Origin of the sequence: Abyssibacter sp. (assembly GCF_964229365.1) — a bacterium.
Classification (GTDB): domain Bacteria; phylum Pseudomonadota; class Gammaproteobacteria; order Nevskiales; family OUC007; genus Abyssibacter.
In genome coordinates, this window is the sequence record NZ_CAXRDQ010000073.1 from 42637 (window position 1) to 66288 (window position 23652).

General features: G+C 64.8%; 13 protein-coding genes. 9 read left to right on the top strand and 4 right to left on the bottom strand.

Translation table 11 applies throughout. The features are described 5' to 3' along the window. Window positions 1-35 precede the first annotated feature (35 nt). Genes ACE1EY_RS12355 through ACE1EY_RS12365 form a run of 3 tightly spaced genes read left to right on the top strand, consistent with a single transcriptional unit; the run spans window position 36 to window position 6246 of the window. Window positions 36-1931, top strand: coding sequence for a TolC family protein (locus tag ACE1EY_RS12355; protein ID WP_291515154.1), 1896 nt, complete (start codon window positions 36-38; stop codon window positions 1929-1931). Beyond that, window positions 1928-3127, top strand: a complete 1200-nt coding sequence (locus ACE1EY_RS12360) for an efflux RND transporter periplasmic adaptor subunit (protein ID WP_291515153.1) — start codon at window positions 1928-1930, stop codon at window positions 3125-3127. Before ACE1EY_RS12355 ends, ACE1EY_RS12360 begins: the two co-directional genes overlap by 4 nt. Beyond that, on the top strand, window positions 3124-6246 hold the full coding sequence (locus ACE1EY_RS12365; RefSeq protein ID WP_291515152.1) for an efflux RND transporter permease subunit: 3123 nt from the start codon (window positions 3124-3126) through the stop codon (window positions 6244-6246). The genes ACE1EY_RS12360 and ACE1EY_RS12365 overlap by 4 nt, the downstream gene beginning before the upstream one ends. 46 nt (window positions 6247-6292) lie before the next feature. On the opposite strand, the gene ACE1EY_RS12370 is transcribed toward ACE1EY_RS12365, so the two are convergent. Together ACE1EY_RS12370 and ACE1EY_RS12375 are read right to left on the bottom strand one after the other, a co-directional pair. Next, a complete protein-coding gene (locus ACE1EY_RS12370; RefSeq protein ID WP_291515151.1) occupies window positions 6293-6844 on the bottom strand; it encodes a YdeI/OmpD-associated family protein in 552 nt (183 codons plus the stop codon). 36 nt (window positions 6845-6880) lie between these two features. Next, on the bottom strand, window positions 6881-7153 hold the full coding sequence (locus ACE1EY_RS12375; protein WP_370300286.1) for a hypothetical protein: 273 nt from the start codon (window positions 7151-7153) through the stop codon (window positions 6881-6883). A 347-nt stretch (window positions 7154-7500) separates the two neighbouring features. On the opposite strand from ACE1EY_RS12375, the gene ACE1EY_RS12380 reads away from it, so the two are divergent. Continuing rightward, the gene (locus ACE1EY_RS12380; protein WP_370300287.1) at window positions 7501-8691 is read left to right on the top strand and encodes a trans-acting enoyl reductase family protein; all 1191 of its coding nucleotides are present in this window, start codon (window positions 7501-7503) and stop codon (window positions 8689-8691) included. Then, window positions 8688-9227, top strand: a complete 540-nt coding sequence (locus ACE1EY_RS12385) for an HD domain-containing protein (RefSeq protein ID WP_291514645.1) — start codon at window positions 8688-8690, stop codon at window positions 9225-9227. Before ACE1EY_RS12380 ends, ACE1EY_RS12385 begins: the two co-directional genes overlap by 4 nt. Window positions 9228-9251: 24 nt before the next feature. Here the strand turns inward: ACE1EY_RS12385 and pip are convergent, their stop codons facing one another. Then, window positions 9252-10226: a prolyl aminopeptidase gene (pip, locus tag ACE1EY_RS12390; protein ID WP_291514646.1), complete on the bottom strand. Its 975-nt coding sequence runs from the start codon at window positions 10224-10226 to the stop codon at window positions 9252-9254. Between the two features lie 87 nt (window positions 10227-10313). On the opposite strand from pip, the gene ACE1EY_RS12395 reads away from it, so the two are divergent. Further along, window positions 10314-11459 carry an aminotransferase class V-fold PLP-dependent enzyme gene (locus tag ACE1EY_RS12395; protein ID WP_370300288.1) on the top strand — a complete coding sequence of 382 codons (1146 nt, stop codon included), beginning with the start codon at window positions 10314-10316 and terminating at the stop codon, window positions 11457-11459. Between the two features lies 1 nt (window position 11460). Here ACE1EY_RS12395 and ACE1EY_RS12400 read toward each other — a convergent pair whose 3' ends face one another. Continuing rightward, window positions 11461-11886 (bottom strand): hypothetical protein, encoded by a 426-nt coding sequence (locus ACE1EY_RS12400; RefSeq protein ID WP_291514648.1) that lies wholly within the window; start codon window positions 11884-11886, stop codon window positions 11461-11463. A 268-nt stretch (window positions 11887-12154) separates the two neighbouring features. Here ACE1EY_RS12400 and ACE1EY_RS12405 point away from each other — a divergent pair, with 268 nt between their 5' ends. The 3 genes from ACE1EY_RS12405 to ACE1EY_RS12415 form a co-directional block, all read left to right on the top strand. Then, entirely contained in the window at window positions 12155-12679 is a 525-nt protein-coding gene (locus ACE1EY_RS12405) for a redoxin domain-containing protein (protein ID WP_291514649.1), read from the top strand. 161 nt (window positions 12680-12840) lie between these two features. Further along, a complete protein-coding gene (locus ACE1EY_RS12410; protein WP_370300289.1) occupies window positions 12841-22032 on the top strand; it encodes a PKD domain-containing protein in 9192 nt (3063 codons plus the stop codon). Window positions 22033-22279: 247 nt separating this feature from the next. Continuing rightward, window positions 22280-23652 (top strand): alkaline phosphatase PhoX (locus ACE1EY_RS12415; RefSeq protein WP_373928085.1); only part of this gene is annotated, 1373 nt, incomplete at its 3' end.

The window sequence follows — 23652 nt, forward strand, 5'->3', positions numbered from 1 at the left end:
TGCCCATGGACGGTCTGCCCAATCCGGAGAGGTCGTTGGCCCTTGGCCAGCGGCCGTCGCTGTGGCTTGTCGTACTGGCGGCGGCCACGCTGGCGTCCGGCTGCGCAATCTTTCAGCACGAGCTGCCGGAGCAGAGCACGGAACTGCTGCCCGAGATTCCCGACCAGTGGACGACCGAGCCTAGCGGCAGCCTGATCGATGAGGCGGGCTGGCTGGCCGACTTCGATGATCCCGAACTGATCTCGATTGTTGTCGAGGCCTGGACCCATAACAACAATCTGTTGGGCGCCATCGCCAAACGGGATGGCAACGCTGCACTGGCCGAGATCGAGGTTGCCGGTTCGCGTCCCACCGTGGATCTGCAGGCGACAGCCGGACGTCAGAACGTCATTAACGACTTTCTGGGCGACTCCAACGTGATCCCCGAACGTGTGCATGTGTCGCGGCTCAAGGTTGGCTTGGGCATTAGCTGGGAGCTGGATGTCTGGAGCCGTGTGCTCGACGCCGGCAACGCCGTGGAAGGTGAAATCCACGCCGCGTCGCTGGACCTGGTCGCCGCCAAGCACTCGCTGGCCGCTCAGGCGGTGCTGCGCTGGTACGAACTGGCCGAGTCCCGTGCGCGTGCCGAACTGCTGAGCAGCATGGCAGAACTGCGGGCCGACCAGGCGGTCATGATCAAGGAGCGATATGACACCGGCCTGACCACCGCTGCCGAGCTACAGCAGGCGCGGGTCTTCGAGGCGCGTGAAGCCGCTGCCTTGCAGGCAGCCGAGATGGAGGTCGACAGGGCCGCGCGCGAGCTGGAAGTGTTGCTGGGCCGTTATCCCTCCGGTTCCATTCAAACCAGCCAGGCACTTCCGCCGCTGCCGTCGCTGCCCGAGGCCGGCGTGCCGTCCTCCCTGCTGGAGCAGCGGCCGGATGTTCGCGCTGCCGAACTGCGGCTACGCGCTGCTGACGACAAGTTGCGATCGGCCAAGAAAAACCTGCTGCCGCGCTTTTCGATCTCCGCCTCCGGCGCATCGCAGGCCAAGTACCGTGACCTGCTGTTCCAGGATGATTCCTTCATCTGGTCGCTAGGCGGCGGGATCTTCCAGCCGCTGCTGGCAGGTGGAAAGATCAAGGCAGGTATCGCCGCCCAACGTGCGTTTCTGATCGAGGCCGTTCACACCTACCAGGACAAGGTGCTGACCGCGTTCCGAGAAGTGGAGGACGCGCTGGCCGCAGATGCGGCGCTGGGCGAGCAAAGTCTTCGCCTGCGCGAGACGCTCACGCTTATCGAGGATGGGCAGCGCGATATTGAAGAGCGCTTTCAACTCGGCTCGGTGGATGCGCGTACGCTGCTCACCGCGCGCCTGAATACCTTGCAGGCGCGGCGAGAGCTAATGGATATCGAGATGACGCGGCTCAAGAACCGGCTGGCGCTCTACGTGGCGGTCGGCGCCGCGCCGATTCTGGAGGGCGACGGTGCTTTCGAGTCAGTCGACCCTGCGGAGCCGCTCGAGGTCTCGGAGCCGGTCGCCGTCGGCGAAGCGGACGACCCTGGTGACCACATGGAAGCGGAAGCGGCGCTCGAATCGTCGAACATGATCGACCCGGTGGCAGCCGAGGCCGCGACCGTGACCACGGAGGCAACCACGGCACCTGAATCAGCCGGAGCAGAAGAACCCGGCGAGGTAGGCGATCCTGTTGCCGTCACCGAACCGGTGAACGCGGCCGAACCATCGGAGCCGCTCGAAGAGCCAGCCTCTTCCGACTCGGCTGAACCCGCGGAGCCGGCCGAGGCAGCCGGGCCCGCGGTAGAAGCACCGGCTGCGCCGGTCGCACAAATCGAGGCCGATCCGTGCAGCGAGCTACTCGGTGCCGGGATGGCCGAACCAACCGGTGCATGCGGGCTGTCGTCTACCACGGCAATGAATTGGGGACCGTTATGAGCACGGAAGCAGTCACATCGCCCGGTCAAGACAACGGCGGCGCCGCGCCATCATGGAAGCGCCAGGCGTTGGTCGCGGGGCTCATCCTGGCCGCTTGTGTGGTGGCTGCAGTGGTACTGATCAAGAGCCGCAAGCCCGCCCAGCCCGAAGAAGCACTGGCGCCGCCGCCGCTGGTTTCGGTGGTGACCGCCGAGCCTGAATCGCTGGTGATTCCGGTTGAGGTACAGGCCACCGTGCGGGCCACCGGCGAAACCGAGATCGCGCCGGAAGTCTCCGGTCGCGTGACCTGGATGGCGAGCAATTTTGTGCCGGGTGGCGTGTTGCAACCATCGCAGCCACTGCTGCGGGTTGATGCCCGCGACTATGAGCTGCTGCTGGACCAGGCCCGTGCACGGGTCGCGCAGGCGCAGCGGGCCATGTCGCAGGTCGAGGCGGAGGCCGAGCAATCCGTTCGCGAATGGAAGCGCTACGGGCAGGGCGAGCCGCCGCCGCTAGCCCGTCGTGAACCCCAGCTCAACGAGGCGCGTGCAGCCTTGGCCACGGCTCAGGCCGATGTGCGCCGGGCCGAGCTCACCGTGGCACGGTCGGAAGTCCAGGCGCCGCCGTATCGCGGTCGGGTTCAGGGTGTGGCCATCGGCCTGGGCCAGTTCGTATCGCCGGGGCGTCCGATTGCCAAGGTGTTTCCGGCGGATGCGCTGGAGGTCCGCTTGCCGCTGACCGACAAGCAGCGCCTGTTGCTTGGCATTGAAGGTCTCGGTGGTCCGCTGGACGAGGCATTGCCTGTCACGCTCACCGCCAATAGCAACGGTCGGGCACGCACCTGGTCTGCCGGAATCACCCGTGTCGAATCGACCTTCGATCTGCGTACGCGGCTGGCCTATGCCATCGCCGAAGTGGATTCGGATCAGGCCCTGGAGGCGCTCGCGCCCGGCCAGTTCGTCAACGCGCGCATCGAGGGGGCGGGGTTCGACAACGTGTTCTCGTTGCCGCGCGCGGCCTTGCTCTCCGAAAATCGCCTGTATGTCGTCGATGACGAATCACGGTTGCGGGTGCGTGACGTGGACGTCGTCTTCCGCGACGACGAGCAGGTGGTTGTGGGCGGGGGGCTGGAGAGCGGTGAACAGGTTATCGTGCGCCCGCCGGAGTATCCGGTAGAAGGCATGATCGTGACGACGCGAACGGCCACCACGCCGTGATCGCTTGGTTTGTCCGGCACAGGGTCCCGGCGCAGCTGCTGACCTTGCTGCTACTGGTGGGCGGCCTGTGGGCGGCGCCCAATCTGCAGCGGGAAGTCATCCCGGCAATCAAGTTGCAGCGTGTCCAGGTCACCGTTGCCTATCCCGGCGCCGGGCCTGAGGAAATCCAGTCCGGTCTGCTGATTCCTCTGGAAAACGCGATCACCGAAGTCAACGGTGTGGCTCGCACGGTGTCGTTGGGTCTGGAAGGCGTCGGCATTGTGGTCGCCGAGATTGATCCGAAGCTTGATGTCCGGCCGGTGATGGAGGCGATCGACAGCCGGGTCAAGAGCGTCGTTGATCTGCCGGAGGGCGCGGAATCCCCCCATATCGCCGAGTTGCTGCTGGAAATGCCGGCGATCTACCTGACCGTTTACGGCGCGGTGGATGAACGTACGCTCAAGACGCTGGGCACACGGGTGCGAGATGAGGTGTTGTCGCTGCCGTCGGTGACGCGCGCCAAGCTGGCCAACGTGCGCGCCGATGAGATTGCGATCGAGCTATCCGAGGCGGCGATGACCGAATACGGCATCAGCTTTGATCTAGTCGCAGAGATGATTCGTCGCTCGTCGCTGGATGTTCCGGCGGGCGAGTTGCATACCGCCACCGGCGGCGTGTTGCTGCGGACGAATTCCAAGGCACGCACGGCCGAAGAGCTGTCCAATATCGAACTGGTGGCCGGACCGGATGGCAGCCGCGTCGTGGTAGGCGATGTTGCCGACGTGACCGACGGGTTTGCCGACACCGACCGATCCGTGCGTTTCGACGGACAGCCGGCGGTGACCGTCCAGGTGGTCCGGGTGGGTGATCAGGACATCGTCGAGGTGACCGACGCGGTCAAGCAATACGCCGCGGAACTCCGGCCGCAGCTGCCGGCAGGTATTCAGGTCGCCTTGTGGCGGGATTTCTCCAACCTCTACCGCAGTCGTGTGGATACCCTCGTGCGCAACGGCTTGCAGGGGATGTGCCTGGTCTTCCTGGCGCTGATGCTGTTCATGCGTCCGCGCGTGGGGTTCTGGGTAACCGGCGGCATCGTCCTGACATTCATGGGCACGCTGCTGGGCATGTACCTGCTGGGTGTGTCCCTGAACATGGTCACATTGTTCGGCTTTCTGCTGGTGCTCGGCACCCTCGTGGACGATGGCATCGTCGTCGGTGAGGCGATCTTCGTCGAGCATGAGCGCGGCCTGTCGGGGCCGGAGGCCGCCATCGTCGGCACTCGCCGCGTGTTCTGGCCGATTCTCGTCGCGGTGCTGACCAATATCCTGACCTTTGCGCCGCTGATGTTCCTACCCGGCGTGCAGGCGCAGATCTGGGCCTTCGTGCCGATGATCGTGGTGATCGCCTACGTGGTCTCGCTGTTCGAATCGATGTTGTGCCTGCCGGAGCATTTGTCCGGGCTGAAGCCGGAACGGCCGGACGCGCGCAGGCTGGTCTGGCTCACGCGTGTGCAGAAAACGGTGGCCGACAGCCTGTCGCGCTTCGCCAGCCAGATCTACCAGCCGGCGTTGCTCAAAGCGCTGACCTGGCGCTGGGCAACGCTGGCCGGCTTCGTCGGAATCATGGTGCTGACACTGGGGCTGCTGATCGGCGGCAAGGTCAAGATCGTCTTCTTCCCGTTGGTTGCGGCGGATTCGGTCATTATCGATATCACCCTGCAGGGCGGCGTGCCGGTGTCAGAGACCGAGGCCGCCGTGCGCGAGGTGGAAACCCGGCTGCGATGGGTGGCCGAACGGGTGGACAACGGTGCGGGCCTCGATGACGAGCCAACGATTCGTCATCTGATGCGCTCCATCGGCGAGGCTTCGGATGGCCTGGGCATCCGTGTGCGCGAAGGCACGAACGCCGCGCAGCTGTTCGTGGAGCTGTCGCCGTCCGAGCATCGCAAGGTCGACACGCCCACGCTGATCGAACATTGGCGCGAGGCGGTGGAGGGTGTGCCTTACGTCACGTCGATCAACTTCGACTACTCGCTGAATCGTCCGGGGGCGGATATCGAGGTTGCCTTGTCTTCGCGTGATGACGAGATCCTCGCGGCGGCCGCCGCTGCGCTCAAGGAGCGTTTGGGGCGCTATCCCGGCGTGCACGAGGTCAGCGATTCGGAGCGGCCCCCACGCGACGAAATCCAGTTCTCGCTGCGCAACGAGGCACAGGCGCTGGGACTCACCAGCCTGGACCTCGCGCGGCAAGTGCGCCAGGGCTTTCTCGGCGAGACCGTGCAGACCATCCAGCGCGGCCGTGAAGAAGTGCCCGTGGTGATTCGCTATGACGCGAACAGCCGCCGCTCGCAAAGCGCATTGGAGGCGATGCAGGTCCGCACCCGCGATGGCGTGGCGATACCGCTGGCCAACGCCGCCGTGCTCAAGTCGGACAAGACCAGCACCAGCGTGACGCGGGTCAACCAGCGGCGGACCAACATCATCTCGGCGAACGTCAACCGCGACGAGGGCAATACCTACCGGATTCTCGACGATCTGAAACTGAACTACCTGCCGGAACTGCTACGAGAGTACCCCGGCCTGCACTGGGGTTTCATCGGCGCCCAGCAGGAACAGGGTGACGTGATCCGCGGGCTGATCCTGTATGGCGGCGCGGCCATTCTGCTCGTGTTTTGTGCGATCTCGATCCTGTTCCGTTCGTACGTGCAAACGCTGGTCGTGTTCGGCGTACTGCCGTTCGCCATCGTCGGCGCCATCTTCGCGCACTTCGTGTTCGGGCTGACGCTCAGCATGCTGTCCTTCGCCGGCATCGTCGCCGCGCTCGGCGTCTGCGTGAATGATTCCGTCGTGCTGATCGACTACATCAACCGGGCCCGACGTGAAGGCATGAGCCGTGACGAGGCGATTCGCACCGCTGGCGTGTTGCGGTTCCGCCCGATTGTGCTGACCACGCTGACTACATTCGTTGGCCTATCAACCCTGCTAATGGAGCGCTCGACTCAGGCGCAGGTCCTGATTCCCATGGCCACCTCGCTGGCCTGGGCCGTGCTTGTCACCACGTTCATCGCACTGTTCCTGGTGCCGGTACTGGTCAGCCTGGTGTGGGTGGATACGCCAGAACTGCAAGGCGACCCCGCTTAGGGCGTCATCTGGGCATATCGCCAGGTCGGTAGCCAACCCACCGGCCCTATTCGGCCGGCGCGGGCGCGCGAAAGGCCTTGCTGTAATAACCGGACGGATCGAAACAACAGACTCGCCGCTTGCCTTCGGCCAGCATCTCGCAGGCATCGCCGATCCGCTTGGCGCGAGTCTTGGCCTGCTTGGCTGAGGTGATCCAGTGAATCCAGTCCAGCCGGGCGAGCGTGGTGGTGGCGTTCCAGGTCTTCAGCGCGTCGGGCGCCGCAGCCAGGGCCGTCTGCAGGTCTGCCGGCAGCTCGGGTTCCGGTTCCTGCGCTGCTGGGGCCACTGCCAGCGTGGCCGTTTCGCCAATGCCTACGCCAGCTGTATCGAGCAGCTCAGCCGTGACGCGTAGCCAATGGCTTAGCTGACCATCCGGTTCCAGCGTTGCCTGAAACGCGTGCCCGTTGATGCTGCCATCCACCGTGGTTCGGCCTCGTCGAGGCAGTTTTGCACTGATATCTCGCGGCAGGACCACAAAAGCCCAAGGCGGCTCGTCGCCCAGCTTGGCGGGTTGCAGTAGCTTTGCATCAAATCGGGACAGGGTGTCGGTCGAGGTCATCTCGATGCATTCCCGTCGGGTGCGAATGCACCCGCATCAAATCAGAGATCTGACGATTGTGCCAAAACCAATCACCACCAACGCAATCACGAACACCAGCAGCACAAGGGTCGGCACGCTTGATGCCTGCTGCCGTGACTCCTCGAACCAGCCTTCCGGAAGACGCCGAACCCCCGAAAAATCATCCAGCTTTGACGAGATACACTCGCCGGAATCAAGCGCCTGCTGGCAGGCCGCCATCAGGTTTCTCAAACCTTGCTCGTTGCCGACGATCAGCCCTTCATGCTCGGGCCAGCCGGCTCCGGTCATCAACTTGGGCTGCGCAGGGAGAATGTCCACTCTGGGTTCTGAACTCATGATGACAAGGTTACCTGCTGCGACTCATAACCACTCAAAACTCGAGTCAACCTGTAGGGGTAGACGAACTGGCGGAACGCCGACTCTCCAGCAGCCGCGGGCTTAAACTCGATCTTGTACGTGGCTCGTCTGAATTTTTCAGCCACATTCGAGTTGGACGATCGTGCCGATGCCCAAATTTAAGAGCGCCGCCTTGCGATGAACTCGCCACCTGAACGGCGCGGGCGAGTGGCCTATAGTGCGTACGAATCCCTGTGGCTGTCGCAGGATGCGATGGTTGGACTGGCTGTGAGAACGGCGTGGCTAAACGGCAATTTGATCTCATTCTATTCGGCGCAACCGGGTTTACCGGCGGGCTGACGGCTGCTTATCTGGCTGCGCACGCACCGGCGTCGTTGCGCTGGGCACTGGCGGGCCGCAGCGTGCGCAAGCTGGCGGAGGTCAAGCGGCGTCTTGCGCAGGCCTACCCGCGTTGCGAATCGCTGGGTCTGGTCCAGGCGGACAGCTTCGATGCCAGGGCGCTGGCGCGTATGGCCGAATCCACGCAGGTGGTGATCTCCACCGTGGGGCCGTATATCCACTACGGCGAGGCTTTGGTCGCCGCCTGCGCGGAACGTGGAACCCACTACGTTGATCTGACCGGCGAACCGGAGTTTGTCGAGTTGTGCTTGCAGAAGTACGACGCCGTGGCCCGATCCTCCGGCGCAAAGATCATCAACTGCTGTGGTTTCGATTCCATTCCGCATGATCTCGGTGTGCTGTTCACCGTGCTGCAATGCCCACCCGACGTGCCGATTCGCATCCGTGGCTTCGTGCGCGTTTCGATGGGTATTTCGGGTGGCACCTGGCACTCGGCGGTGCATGCGTTCTCGCGGTTGCGCCATTACGTGAGGTTGCGGCGCCAGCGCGGCGCGGTGGCCCCTGCGGATGGGCGTCGCGTCAAGGCCTTGATGCAGGGCGTGCACTACGAGCCGCAGCTTCGCAAGTGGGCGGTGCCGTTTCCAACGATTGATCCCCAGGTGGTGCGCCGTTCGGCGCGGGCGCTGGATTGCTACGGGCCGGATTTCGGTTATGCCCACTATCTCGAGGTCAAACGCCTGCCCCTCGTGCTGGCGACCGCGGCAGGGGCTTCAACGGTGTTCGCGCTGGCCCAGTTCAAGCCCACGCGGCAGTGGCTGCTGTCCCGAAAGGCCGTTGGTGACGGGCCTGATCCGCAACGCCGCGCACGCAGTTGGTTTCGCGTGCGGTTCATGGCCAATGCCGGCGGGCATCCGATTCGCACACAGGTGAGCGGTGGAGATCCTGGCTATGACGAAACCGCCAAGATGCTGTCCGAGGCCGCGCTGTGCCTGCTGCAGGACAACACGCCGCCTGTGGCGGGTGTGATCACGCCCGCGGCGGCCTTGGGCGAGGCGTTGATCCATCGGTTGCAGCGGGCGGGCATGCGTTTCGAAACTCAATGGACACGCCGAAAGCAGGTCAAAACATGACGCCATTCGATCTTGCATTGATCACCCTGGACGACGGTTTGAAGCCGTTCGCTGAGCAGCTGGGGCGGGACCACATCGCTTATCGCAACCATTGCGCGCGCGTGCTTCACGCATACGCCAGCATGGTGAAGGACGAAACCGCGATGCGGCAGGCGGCGGTGGCGACGATTTACCACGACCTGGGTATCTGGACCGACGGCACGCTGGATTATCTGGAGCCTTCGGCGGAACTGGCCCGTCAGGCCGTGCTCGATATGGGCGAATCTGCCTGGGTGGACCCGGTGACCGCCATGGTGCGGTGGCACCACAAACTGCGGGCCTACCGGGGGGCGCATGCGGCGGCGGTCGAGCCCTATCGCCGGGCCGACTCGGCCGATGTCATGCTGGGCCTGATTCGCTACGGCATCGATGCCGATGTCCTGCGCGCGGGCCGGCTGCGTTTCGCCAATGCCGGGTTCCACAAGCGGTTGCTGCAACTGGGCGGCCAACGCTTTCTGCGTCGGCCGTGGTCGCCGCTACCGATGTTTCGCTGGTAGCCCGTAGGGAAAACTCTGAGCAGTTCAGCCAGCGGTTCTCTGGTGACCGAACAGGCGATCAGCCGTGCGGTCCGTGGCGTCGACCAGCCGGTCAACAATGCCCGGCTCGGTCGCGGAATGGCCGGCATCCGGCACCACGTGGTATTCGGCTTCCGGCCAAGCCTGGTGTAGATCCCAAGCCGTCTGCGGCGGGCAGACCACATCGTAGCGTCCCTGCACGATAAAGCCGGGGATATGACGGATACGCTCCACGTTGTGCAGGAGTTGGTCCGGGTGGTCGAGAAAGCCTCCATGGACAAAATAATGGCTCTCGATGCGGGCGAATGCCTCGGCGAAGCGTGCATCCTGAAAGGACTCGACCAGCGATGGGCTGGGAATCAGCTTGCTGGTGGCGGCTTCCCAACGGGACCACGCCCGCGCAGCGCTCACGCGGACGGTCTGGTCCGGGTGGGTCAGGCGGCGGTAATAGGCCTGTAGCAGGTCATCGCGTTCGTCGTCCGGAATCGCCTGCAGGTACTGCTCCCAGGCGTCCGGAAACATGCGGCTGGCGCCATCCTGGTAGAACCATTCCAGCTCCTGCTGCCGGAGCAGGAAAATGCCCCGCAGGATGATCGCCAGCGTGCGGTCGGGATGGTTCTGCGAGTACGCCAGCGATAGGGTCGACCCCCAGGAGCCGCCGAACACGACCCAGGCCTGGATGCCCAGCAGTTCGCGTAGCCGTTCCATGTCGCTGACCAGCGCCCAGGTGTTGTTGTGCTCGAGCTCAGCATGCGGTGTGGACTGGCCGCAGCCGCGTTGGTCGAAGAGCACGATGCGATAGCGCGCCGGATCGAAAAAGCGGCGGTAAAGCGGTTGTGTGCCGCCGCCGGGACCACCGTGGACGAACACGACGGGAATGCCGTCCGGATTGCCGGATTCCTCGAACCAGATCGTGTGGCCGTCTTCGGGCGGCAGCGTGCCGGTGCGCCGGGCTTGGAGTTCTGGATATAGCGATTTCATGCGCCTGATCTTATCCGGGATACCTGGGTCATGTAGACCACGGCCCGCCACATCGATCCCTGCGCTGGTCGCGATACACTGCGCCGCATGTACGCTGCAGCCTTTTCCCGGTTCCTGGCCGATGACACCCGGCTGCATTTCGCGGCGCATAGCCACCACCCCTGGCCTGATGTGGCCCGCGATGCGCAGCTGCAGGCCTGGGACGACGCCGCCCGATGGATCGACGCCAAGTGGTCGCATGTGTTCGACACGGTGGTGCCGCAGGCGCAAGGACATGTTGCGCGCCTGCTCAAGCTGCCCGACCCGGCCGACGTGGTGTTTGCGCCCAACTTGCACGAGTGCGTGGTGCGGTTGGCAAGCGCGGTGGAACGTGACGGGCCGTTGCGCATATTGACCACGGACGGGGAGTTTCACTCGTTTGCCCGGCAACTCGCGCGCTGGGAAGAAGCCGGAGTCGCTGACACCGTGCGCGTTCCGGTCGAGCCATTTTCCACCTTCACCGCCCGCTGGGCAGAGGCGGCGGCCGACTCGAACGTGGATTTTGTTTACCTGTCGCACACGTTCTACAACTCCGGTTTTGTGGTGCCGGATATTCACGCGGCCGTGCGGGCGGTGGCGAACGCCGCCGCGCTGATCGCAGTCGACGGTTACCACAGCTTCATGGCCCAGCCGGTGGATTGGTCCGCCTCGGCGGATCGGGCGTTTTACCTGGCTGGCGGCTACAAGTACGCGATGGCCGGGGAGGGCGCCTGCTTCATGGCCTGTCCGCCTGGCTGGGGCGAGCGCCCGGTGAACACCGGCTGGTTTGCAGGGTTCGAGGAATTGTCGGGCGCCCAGCAGGGCGTTCCCTACGCACGCTCTGCCATGCGCTTTGCCGGCTCCACGTTCGACCCGACCGCGCTTTATCGATTCAACGCCGTGCAGCACTGGCTGCAAGATCAGGGCCTCACGCCGCGGCGGATCCGGCTGCATGTGGAAAGCCTGCAGCAGCAGTTTCTCGCCGCGTTACCGGTGGCCGGGTTGACGATGGACGAACTGATTCCGCCGCTACCGGCCAGCCGCGGCAATTTTTTGACCTTCCGCACGCCACGTGCCGCGGCGTTGCAGCAGGCGCTGTCGAAGGCGCAGGTGATGACGGATGTGCGAGGCGATCGGCTGCGCTTCGGCTTCGGCCTCTACCATGCGGGGTCGGACGTGGATGCCCTGATCCATCGGCTGGCCCGCTGTGTCTGAGTTACTCGGTGCGGCGCTCCGGAGCGGTTCGCACAGGTGCTTGCGCCTCGGCCGCACGCATCAGCTTTAACTGACGACGGATCATCGTCCAAGGCGAGTCGCTGCTGGCGGTTCTCGCCGTTGCCCGATGGTCTTGGCCGCGTGAGGCGAGCCTGACGGACCAGCCGGAGGCGGTGCTGATCACGACCACAGCGCGTTGCGCCTCCAGGCGTTGCACCGCGGCCATGACATCGTTGGCGCGTATGCCGATCCGGTCGGTCAGCGCGTCGACCAGCTCCCGCAATGGCTTGGGACAGCTCAACGAATCATCGGAATCGCGAAGCAGGCTGGCCTGAACCGCTCGCTCGATCGATTGGTCGAAGGATGACCTGGGCGCCGAACCCTTGTCCCAGACCTTTGGTTTACGGTCGTTGTCATCGCTTTTCACCGCGAGTCTCCCCTCTTTGGATGTCGGACATCGACATCACCATCGACGATGCTGTCGATGAATTCACAGTAGGGGGCCGGCGCTTAATCTTGCGTGAAAATTTGCTGTGATTACGCCCGATATTCAGCCGTGGGCGCCACCGTTCATCGGCCGCGGCGCGTCGGCGGTGAAGCCGGGGTGAACCACGGCTGCTGCCGGGTGGGATGAGCCCGGGGCCGGTACGGTCTACTGCCTGAATCAGACACAACCCCTCTTCAGGAGTGATCCGATGCGTTCTCTGTGCTTGATCTGGGCTGCTTGCCTCGCGGTTGTCGGTGCCGAGACCAGTGCGGTGGCGTCCGTCGCCCCGGAATTCACCCAAACCGAGCATCGCGATTGGATTAACAGCGCGCCGCTGACGCTAGATGATCTGTCCGACGGGCCGGCGATCATCGAGTTCTGGACCTTTGGGTGCATTAATTGCCGCCGATCGATCCCTTGGGTGAATTCCCTGCTGGATGACTACGCCGATGCCGGGCTCACCGTCGTTGGAATCCATACGCCGGAGTTCAACTACGAACGCTCACCGGATGAAGTCGCGCGCCGCTGTGAGGTGCTGGGTGTAGAGCATCCGGTGATGATCGACAACGATCACGCTTACTGGAATGCGATGGGCAACCGTTATTGGCCGGCTTTTTATCTGCTCGATGCGCGGGGTGTCATCCGTGGTCGGTTCATCGGCGAAACCCACGTCGGTGACCGGCAGGATCAGGCCGTGCGCGGCGCGCTGGATGCGCTGATCGCCGACCGTTAGCCCGTCCTCCTTGAGCGCCACTGGGTAATTTTTACGATTTCGTTACAGTCTCCCTTGGCCGACTATGGTCGCCGAACACGCCCGTCTGACTAAAGACGGGCGGTCATAAAAAAACAAAAGCTGGTGCGGCCTGCACAGTGCGGGCAGCGGGAGACAACATAATGAGCATGCATCGCGTTGTTGCGCTGGCGGCGACAGCTGTCCTGTGCGCGTGTGGGGGAAGTGGGGACGGCGGTTCATCGAGCGAGCCGGTCAACGCGTTAACCGGTGTCTTCGTCGATGCCCGGGTCGCCGGCCTGGAGGTCGAGGGTCCGTCCGGGCGGTCACAAACCGACGCGCTGGGGCGGTTCGACTACGCCGCTGACGACACGCTGCAATTTTTGATCGGCGACATCCTGCTGGGCGCCACGACCGGCGCCGCGATTGTCACGCCCATCCAGCTCGTGCCCGGCGCGACCGGCGAAGACCTGTTCGCCGACCCACCAGCGGTGCTGAATATCGTGCGCCTGATGTTGACCCTGGACGGCGATTTCGATGCCGCGAACGGGTTGCAGATCACTGCCCAGGCCCGCGCGGCAGGGCAGGCACGCGCGCTGAACTTTGCGCAGTCACATGCGGCCTTTGCCGCGGACGCCGATGTGTTGGCGTTTATTGATGCGGCCACCGGAAGCAACCGGAAGGCAGCGCGGACACTAGTGAGTGCCGAAGATGCCGCGGCGCATTTCGAGGCGACCCTGACCGACCTGGATGACGGTCAGGCCAACATGCCGCCGGTCGTCACAGTGGCATCACCTCGCCATATTGATGAAGGCGGCTCGGCCCGGCTGTCAGCACAGATCAGCGACGCTGACGGCAGCATCGCCGCGATTGCGTGGCAGCAAATCGGTGGACCGGACGTCGCCCTTGGGTCCGCGCATACGGCACGGCCCAGCCTGACGGCTCCCCAGGTCAACGCCGACACGAGTTTGCGCTTCCGCGTCACCGCGACCGACAACCAGGGCGCTCGCTCCTCCGCGGAGCTGGATGTGGTGATCCGCGATCTGCCGGGCAATCCACCCGTTAATACGCCTCCGGTAGCAGATGCCGGCAGCGATCAGATCGTTAGCGAAGGGCAAACGGTGCGGCTCGATGCCTCGGCCAGCGCCGACCCCGACGGCGTGCTGGCGGCCTACCGTTGGCGAGTCACCGGCAGCATGGATCTGACCCTGGACGGGGCGAATACCGCCCAGGCCAGTTTTGTTGCGCCCGAGACGACAACCCCGCTCACGCTGGATATCGAACTCACCGTCACCGATAACGCCGGCGCCTCGGCGAGCGATACGGTGACCATCACGGTCGAGCCGGTGAACGCGCCCCCGCTGGCCGACGCCGGCGCCAACCAGGCCGGTTTTGCGGGCCAGACGATCAGGCTGGATGGCTCCGCGAGCACCGATGCCGATGGTGTTATCCAGCAATACGCCTGGAGCGCGAACACGCAGGCCGTGACCATGATCGACGGTGACCGACCGGTTGCTGGATTCGTGGCGCCGGATGTCACGGCGACGACCACGGTGCGAGTCACCCTGGTCGTGACCGACAACGAAGGCGCCAGTGCCACCGATTCCCTGGACGTGATCATCGAACCGAATCGGCCGCCCGTGGCGGATGCCGGGGCAGACCAGTTCGCTGACGAGGGTTCGATGGTGGTGCTCAGCGCGGCTGGCAGCGACGATCCGGATGACGAGATCGCGGCCTACGCCTGGACGCAGATCGGCGGTCCTGGCGTCGAACTTTCGGGCGTGAGTTCTGCGGTGGCCGGATTGACCGCCCCGGAGGTCGATGCAGACACGGTGTTGCGGTTCGCCGTAACCGTCACCGATACGCGTGGTCGCTCGGCCACGGATGAGGTGAGCGTCACCGTTTATCCCATCATCGTTGGCAAGCTGCGTGTGGGCGCTGCCAAGGCATCTGTCGTACCGACGCAGGCGCATATCGATGGCGTTGAGGAGCCTCGCATCGGTGGCGCCACGCATTTGCAGAAATTCAATCTGGGTGGCTTCGGGATCGACCCCACGCAGAATCTGCCCGATCCGTTTGGCGCGCTGGGCGAGTCACTGACCGAGCCGGCGTCCGAGCGCTTGCACCTGGGCGATGCGGGCGAGGAGCACATCTGGATTCGCGCCATGGCCGTGGAAGAGCCGCAGGCCGACGGCAGCCTCACGCAGGTGTTGTTCCTGGTACTGGACGCCGTCGGCGCGGGCAACGTCATTCAGGAAGGCGTGCGTGACGCCGTGGCCGCCGCCAGCGGGATTGCACGCGACAACATCGTTTTCGGGCAGACGCACACCCACGCCGGGCCAGACCTGCAAGGTTTGTGGGGCGGTGTGCCACAGGACTGGATTCACACCGTGCTGTATCCGGCCGCGGCCGAGGTTGCGGTGCGTGCGCTGGGCGAGATGCAACCGGCAGAGCTGGAAATCAGCCATGGCGATATGGCGCAGTGGAACAACTACCGCCGCCCCCAGCGCATCGACCCGGAGCAGGATGCCGAAACGCGGGCAACCCTGCTCAAGGCTCGCGGCACGCGTAGCGGCGAGGTGCTGGCGAGCCTGTTGCAGTTCAATGCCCACCCCACATCGATTAACGAAGATCCCCGAGTGCCGCACCCGGATTTCATCCTGGGCGCCGTTGATCATCTGGAGTCGCGTTTCGGGGGCAGTGTTGCGCTGTACTTCAACGGCCCGATTGCCGATGCCTCAGCCTCGGGGCCAACCACGGGCAGCACGCCCTACGCTCGGGTTCGCAGCCGTGGGGCTGGCATGGCTACCGATGCCCTGGGTTTCGCGGTCGAGCGGGTCATCGACAGCGGTTTGGCGGTCCGGCACCAGACGGTGCTCCTGCCGGTGACCAATCCCTTGTTCGTCGCGGCCGGCGGTCTGGGTGCGTTCAATCGCTACTACGACTTCCTGCAACTGCCGGTGGCGCAGATTCCGGGTATCGGCCCGGAACTGGCTGCGGCGCTGACCACCCTGCCGCAGGCCACGCCGACGGCGCAGACGCTGGTGTCGCGCATCAGCCTCGGCGGTGATCAGGGCGGTCTGGACCTGGTCACGATTCCGGGCGAGGCGACCGGTAGCTTCGGTGCATTTATCCGCTCGCTGGCCGATCCGGAGGCCGCGGTCATGCTGCTGGGGTTAACGCAGAATTCCTTCGGCTACATCCTTCCGGAAGAGGAATTCAGCTACATCGACGCCAGCGGTGATACCGGGCTGGCCCTGCCGTACACGGGCTACGAAGAGTTCGTCTCGCTCGGCCCGCTGACCGCGCCGTTACTGCGCTCGCAGGGTTACATCCCACTGTTCGATGCCGAGGCCAGCGAGCATGTTCCGGACTACCTGGCCGCCTGTGCGGATGGGCCGACGGCCGAGGGATGCATCATTAACGTCATCGGCCATCGGATCGATTACGTGCAGCGCAGCCTGGCGCAAAGCTGTCTGGAGAATGGCGTGCCCGCCGAGTTCTGCGGCCTGCTGAACCCGGACACCCCACTGGATGCCGCCTGCCGTGACGCCGGTCTTCCGGATGGAATCTGCAGTGTCTTCGGCAGTGGCTCGGCGGGCGGTCCGGACGATACGGACCTGATCGGCGATGCCGTTAGTGCCGTGGTCGCCGGTTGTGATGTGCTCGATTCGGCGCATTGTCTGCTGCCGTTTCCCAGTGATCACTTCACCGTATCTGCGGCACAGGGCAGCCCGCAGGCCGCAGGCACCGGGCGCCGCGTGAACTTCAATGTGCTCGGCATGCCGCGCAATATCGCTGGCAAACCCATCGACCCCAGCGAGTGGAACCGCAATGACGGTTTTTCGCCAGGCCAGCTGATGGTGACCTTTGTCCCGAACCTGCTGAGCAACGCCGATGGAACGGTTCCTGGCGCGCCGCCGCTGACGGACATCCCGCAGTCGCTGGACCTGTTGCGCAGCTCGGTCGTCGTGCTGGACGCAGCGACGGGAGAGCCGCATCCGGTTTGGGCGGAGATTGATCTCAACGCCGGGCTGCTGCTGCCGGGGCAGGGCACGGAAAACCCGCTGGGCAAACAGGCCGCTCTGCTGATCCGGCCGGCCCGAAACTTCGAGGAAGGGCATCGTTACATCGTCGCGCTCAAGGATCTGCCGGCGCAGGACGGCGGCCTCATCACCGCGCAACCCGCCTTCGCAACCTGCCGCGACGAACGTGAGACGGCGTTGCCGCCGGTGGCCGAGCGTTGCCAACAGTTGCAGCGCGATGTGTTTCCGGTGCTGGCCGAGGCGGGCATCGGGGTACGTGGCAACGCGCGGCTGTACCTGGCCTGGGATTTCACTGTCGCCAGCGCCCAGAACAACATGAGCCGCCTGCAGCACATGCGGGACGATGCGTTCGGCAACTACCTCGGTCAGATCGAGGATGCCGACGGCAACATCCTCGAACTCGGCGTGTCGCCACGTTTCACGGTGGATCGCATCACCGAACTGCCTTACGGCGACAACGGTTCGCGCCGCATCGCCAAGCGCATCGAAGGCACGATCACCGTGCCCAGTTATGTGGCTCCTTCCGATCCGGCACCGATCGACAATCTGGCGCTGGATCTGGAAGCGCTTTGCACCGGATTGCCGCTGGCGCCCCTGGCCTCGGGTTGTGCAGAGCTGCTGGGCACCGCGCTGGATATACCGGACGGCGGGAGCCTGCCGCCGAACCGCTTGTTCTACAACGTGCTCGACGGCCTGAACCCGGCTGATCCGGCCAGCCTGCGCTACGGCGATGGCCTGCCGGATTCCACCGGCACGATGACGACGCGGTTCACCTGCCAGATTCCGCTGGATGCGTCCCCGCAGTCACCCGCACGCGCCGGCATCTACGGACATGGGCTGCTCGACGGCCATCAGGCGGTCACCTACGACCGGGTGCCGGAGTTCTCGTCGGATCACAATTTCCTGTTCTGCGGCGTCGACCTGTTCGGCTTCTCCACCGGTGATTTGGTCAATGTGATCAGCGCGCTCGTGGATTTGTCGAACTTTCCCGTCGTGCCCGATGCGTCGCAGCAGGGGTTGCTGAACTTCATGTTCCTCGCCCGGGCGCTGCGGCATCCGAACGGATTTGCGGCGCATCCGGCGTTCCAGTCCGCAGGCGAGCCTGTGTTCTCCAATACCGAGATTTTTTACGACGGCAACTCGCAGGGCGGCATTAGCGGCGGTCCCGTCATCGCCTTGTCCAAGGACGTGAATCGCGGCGTGCTCGGCGTGGTCGGGATGAACTACTCCACACTGCTCAGACGCAGCGTGGATTTCGACAAGGCTTATGAATTCGACGGCCTGCCACCGTACGCGCTGCCGCTTTATCTGTCGTATCCCGACGATCTGGATCGCGACCTGGGTTTTGCGCTGATCCAGATGCTGTGGGATCGCAGCGAAAACAACGGCTACGCACATCACATCATCGATAACCGCGCGTTGAACGGGCCGGACAACCAGGTATTGCTGCACCCGGCTTTCGCCGATCATCAGGTTACCCATTGGAGCGCACAGGTCATGGCACGCACGGCCGGGGTCGATGTCGCGGACCTTTACTACCGGCGACCTGGCGAGGGCGCCAACCACGAGTTCTCGTCGCGAGAGGCGTTTTTCGCCGCCCGTGATCCCGATGTCGCGGCGTTCTGGCAGTTGCCGCTGGTCGGCCGCGACGCCGGGCCGGCCTACGACGCACTGGATTGCGTCCAGGACGATTGCCGAACCACGACCTCGGCGCTCATCGAGTTTGATGCCGGCATGACGGCGACTCCGCCCGTGGGCAACGTGCCGCCGCGTGGCGATGATTTCGACCCGCACCAGTACCCGCGCGGCACGGCTTTCGGCATGTGCCAGAAATCGCATTTCCTGCACCCGCAGGGTCGGGTCATCGATGTCGACAACAACCGGCGGGTGGACAGCGCCGCGCAGTGCCCGCCGGTGCGGCCGGTTCCGCCGGGGCAAGCCGCCTATGGCGGCTCCACCCCGCCCGATGGCGGCGTGTCGGGCGCGGTGCAAGACACGCTGGATCAGCTCGGGAACTACTGCGCCAGCCTGGAAGGCCCGGACGCGCTGTGCGCCAGCTTTGAAGGGCTGACGCAAACGCTGGGATCGGCGGCCGATGAGGTGCTCGATATGCTGGCCTCGCAATGCGCGGCGCTGCTGTCCGGCAGCCCGGCCTGCGACTATCTCTCGCCCGTCACCCCGGCCGGAGACGGTGTCGCCCGCGCCGGCGCGGCGGTCATGGATGCGAGCTGGCATATGGGGCCATCGGCAGGCCAGTTCGCCGCAACGGGTGCCGGCATTGATGGCGGGCGCGGCTTCGATCCGTACCTGCATTCCACCCGCAAGGTCGGGTCAGACACCCTGGCGGATCGGATCACGACCCGTGCGCTGATCGTCGAAGGAGCCAACGGCAAGCGCGTCGCGGTGGCGAGCAACGATCTCTACCTGCCCAACGACCTGCTGCGCCGGCGTCTCGTCCAGCTACTCCAGGAGCATGACGCCACGGCAATCGCCGAAGGGCGCGAGCCGCTGGGCATCGCCGAAGCCAACCTGGCGATGACGGTCTCGCACAGTCATGCATCGCCGTTTTATTCCACGCCGGCGGTCGGTACCTGGATTTTCCAGGATGTGTTCGACATCCGTTTCTACGATTACATGGCCACGCAAATGCGCGACGCCATCGTGGCCGCCGCGGCCGACATGCGGCCGGTGAGCATGGGCGGTACGGCGATTTATGCGAACGACATTCGCGGGCATACCTACGGCCCGAAGGTGTCGCAGGAACAGCGCACGCCGAACACACCGGCAGGGCAGCCCTACGACTACACCTCGCGGCAGATGTACGTGCTGCGATTCGACGATCTGGCCACCGGCAGCAACTACGCGAACTGGGTCGTGCTGGGCATCCATCCGGAATGGGTCTGGGGTGAAGAGGTGATCTCCGGCGACGTGACACACGCCACCATGCGTCTGCTCGACCGCGAGACCGGTGCCATCAACCTGATGTCGCAGTCCGAGACCGGCACCTCCGGCCCGCACAAGGATGAGCGCGCCCATCGCGGCGAAGAGCGTCATGAGTTCCAGGAAGCCGCCTTTGCCGGTGCCCATCGCGCCGCGCGCCTGGCCGCTGACAATGTGCATCAGGCACTCGGTAACATCGCGGCCAACCAGCCCTGGGATGCCCACCAGCACGCCACGCTGCGGGACGATTTCGTCGTTGATTTCGCCTACCGGCGCTATGCGCCACCGGTCACCCGGCCGATACCGGGGGTGTCCAACTGCAACTCCGATCGCCTGTTCTACGAGGCCAATCCCGGCATCCCGGTGCTGGGCTTCCCGGACTGCGAGCACGTGGCCGATGATGTCGAAGGTGGTCTGGAGACGGTCGACGGCACCCTGATCGAACCGTTCGAGGCGGTGGTCGGTGACATCTTCCCCAGCCTGCCGGAGACCTACGCCGACGTGCGCGCGCGCATTGGTGAGATCACCGGCGGGATGGTGGACCAACTCGTGGAATTGGGTGTGCCCGTGCCGATCAGCTACAGCGCGACCACCCTGGGTCTGGTGTCGGAGCAGGCGACCGTGCCGATCCAGGTGTTCAAGCTCGGTGATGTGGGCGTCACCTTCTGCCCTTGCGAGCAGTTTACCGACCCTGCATTGAACGTGATCAGCCGGCTGAATCGGGTGGCCGGGGACATCCACACCGGGTGGGACTGGGACCTGGGCTACGCGGCCGACAATCCGCTGCGCAACCCTGCTAATAACGGCGATTTCGTGCATGGAGCCGACGAGGTCGGCTGCGCCGTCAACGGCGACACCGTGACCTGCCCGCATCCGAGCCGCGATGACGGCAGTCTGCTGACGACCTCGCTGGAAGCCTTCGAGCGCATGAAGGCCCAGATTCACAACGATGCTGCCGGCTGGGAAGCGCTCAGCTACGGCCTGCATGCCGAGGCGGAGCCGCTGGACCCGGCGCAGATCAAGGGCAATTTCACGCACGAGGAATTCCCCGACGCCGGGTTTGGCCTGGTGATTCCCGTCGGCATGGCGAATGACTATTGGGGCTATATGCCGGCCTACCGCGAGTACCGCGCGCATGACCACTACCGCAAGGCACTCGCAGCCCTGGGGCCGCACGGGGCCGACTTCCTCAACACGCGTCTGGCGCGCCTGGCGGCCAGCCTCAATGGCGGTCCGGGCATGCCTGGCTCGGTACTCGATACCGTGTACACCGTCGAATCGCTGCGCGCTGAAGCGCTGGCACGGGGCCTCGGCGAGATCGGCCGGGGTCTTCGCAGCGCCTACGATCTGACCCAGCCTGCCGATGGCGGCGAAGCCCGCATCGTGACCGAACCGGCCGCGATCGAACGCTTCGACGCCGCAACCGTGCAATGGGTCGGTGGCGCCACCTGGCTCGGCATGCCGACCGTGATCGTCCAGCGGCTCGAGAACGGCGAGTGGATCACCGTGGGAGATCAACGCGGCGAGGTTCCGATTCATGTCGATTTTCTGGGTGGCACACCGGTCTCCGGCAGCGGCGACTTCCAGGGGGTGGTGATCCCCGATCCGGAGGACTACGCGGCTTGGCGCGCGGGCCAGTTCGAGTGGGTTTGGACCGCGGCCTTCGAAGCCTTTGTTTCGGATGTTCCGGTCACCGATGTCGACACGCCCCTGCGACCGGAGGCGCCATACGCCACGCCACTGGGCCTGTACCGCTTCGTCATCGACGGTCGGCGTCAGACAAGTACCGGGCCGACCAGCTATTCGCTCGTCAGCGCCGCCTTCGAGGTGAGCCCATGGGGTGGGGTCACGGTCGAGGCCCCGGTCCGGTCCGGTTCCGTGTTGGAGTTCGGACTGGGCCCGGTGACGCGGCACACGCAGTTCCAATCCGGGGCTAACACCCGCTCACCGACCGATGCCTTCGGCGAGCGTGTCGTCGGGCCGATCGACTATCCGGACAGCTGGTCCTCGGTGCTGGCCGGCGACGAGGCGCTGATTCCCTGGGTTCGCAACGAACGAAACCTGCACCGCTACGCCAATGGTGTCGAGGTGCAGTATTGCCATCGCTGCACATTCCGTCCCTGGGCGGATACCGGGCAGGCCCAGTCCGTGACGGTGTCGGTGGTGACCAGCGATCAGTCCGTCCAGACCCGCGACGCCAGCAGTCAGGACGGCCTGACATGGCAGCTGCCGATTGGCGGCGCGGATGCCTATATCGTGGCCGGTGGCATCCGCGATGCGTTCGGCAACACCAACCGACAATGCGTGGATCTGATCGGGCAGCAGTGTGATCAGCGAGCCGCGAGCGGCGGCATCGCCGTGTCGCGGTAGCGCATCAGGTGCGGTCCCCGTGGCGGGCGGCCGGCGGGGAGGCGTGGTCCGCCGCCAGATGCGCCCCCGCTGGCGTAGCCCAGGGATGCCTCCGTCAGTCTGAGCGGCACCGCCGCTCGACGGCGGACCGGCGGTTGTCATCGAACCGTCATCTGATTGAAGGACTGGCGAACTACCCTGTGGGCTTTGGCGACCATGGGCGCGCGCCGTTCGCGTGCGTGGCCTTCAACACTCTCTGGGGAATGCAATGCACGCAATCACAACAGTTGATATGCGGCGGCGAGAGCTGCTGCGTTATGTCTTCTATACGGGCGCTGCCGTAAGCGCCGCGCCGCTACTCACGGCCTGTGGTCAGAGCGAGTCGCTAGGCGGCACCGCGCCGGGTGCCGGCGGTGAGCCGGGAGGCGGAACCGGTGGCGCCACGCCCATGGGCGAGTTGACGATTCCCAGCGGCCCGCTGGCGCATATCGGCGACATTCTCGCCGCGAACGCGGACGATCTGTTACTCCCTGATGGGTTCACCTCGCGCATCGTCGCCCGTGCGGGCGCGCCCGCCGTGGTCGGTAGTGGTTACACCTGGCACAACTTTCCGGATGGTGGCGCCACCTATCTGCGCGATAACGGCGGCTGGATTTACACCTCGAACAGCGAGACCCTGGGTGTACCGCTGGGTGGGGTCGGCACGCTGGTGTTCGATCCGGACGGCACGCTGGTCGACAGCTACCAGATTCTGTCGGGCACCACGCAGAATTGCGCAGGCGGCAAGACACCGTGGGACACCTGGGTCTCCTGCGAGGAAACCAGCGACGGTCTCTGCTGGGAATGTGATCCATACAACCCGGGCCAGGGCATTGCCAAGCCATCGCTTGGCCTGTTCGCCCACGAAGCCATTGCAGTGGATCAACGTCACGGCATCGTGTACCTCACCGAGGACTCCGGCTCCGGCCGCTTTTATCGTTGGGTCGCCGACCCGGCGGATATCGACCCGGCAACCGGACGCATGGCCTTCGAGCAAGGCACGTTGCAGTGCATGAACGTCGCAGGCTACGAGGACGGCGGCTATGAAGCGGATGATGCCGCGCTACGGGAACTCAAGGCCGTAAGCTGGGTTGATGCGCTCAACCCGGACCAGCCCCAGGGTGACAACCGCGGGCCTGGCACGGTGTTCCAAGGTGGCGAAGGCCTGTGGTTCTACGAATTGCCCGAATCGGTTCGGACCACGCCGACGGGTGGTTCGGCCCCGACCCGCGGGCTGGTGTTCTTCACGACCAAGGGCGACAACCGTGTCTGGGCATTCGATGTCGAAAACCAACTCGTTGAACTGATCTTCGACAACAGCCAGATCGACCCCGGTTTCTCCGATGTCGACAACCTCACCGTCAGCCCTGCTGGTGACATCCTCGTGGCCGAGGACAATCCGGATACTGGCGTGATTCGCATCATGGTGGTTATTCCCAACCAGCCGGCCAAGGTCCTCGTCCAGCTGGGCGACACCCACACCGGCTCCGAGATATGCGGCCCGGCGTTCTCGCCCGATGGGTCACGTTTGTACTTCAGTTCGCAGCGTGCGGCCGGGGCGGGCGGCCTCGGGCAGACGTTCGAAGTCACGATTCCGCAGGC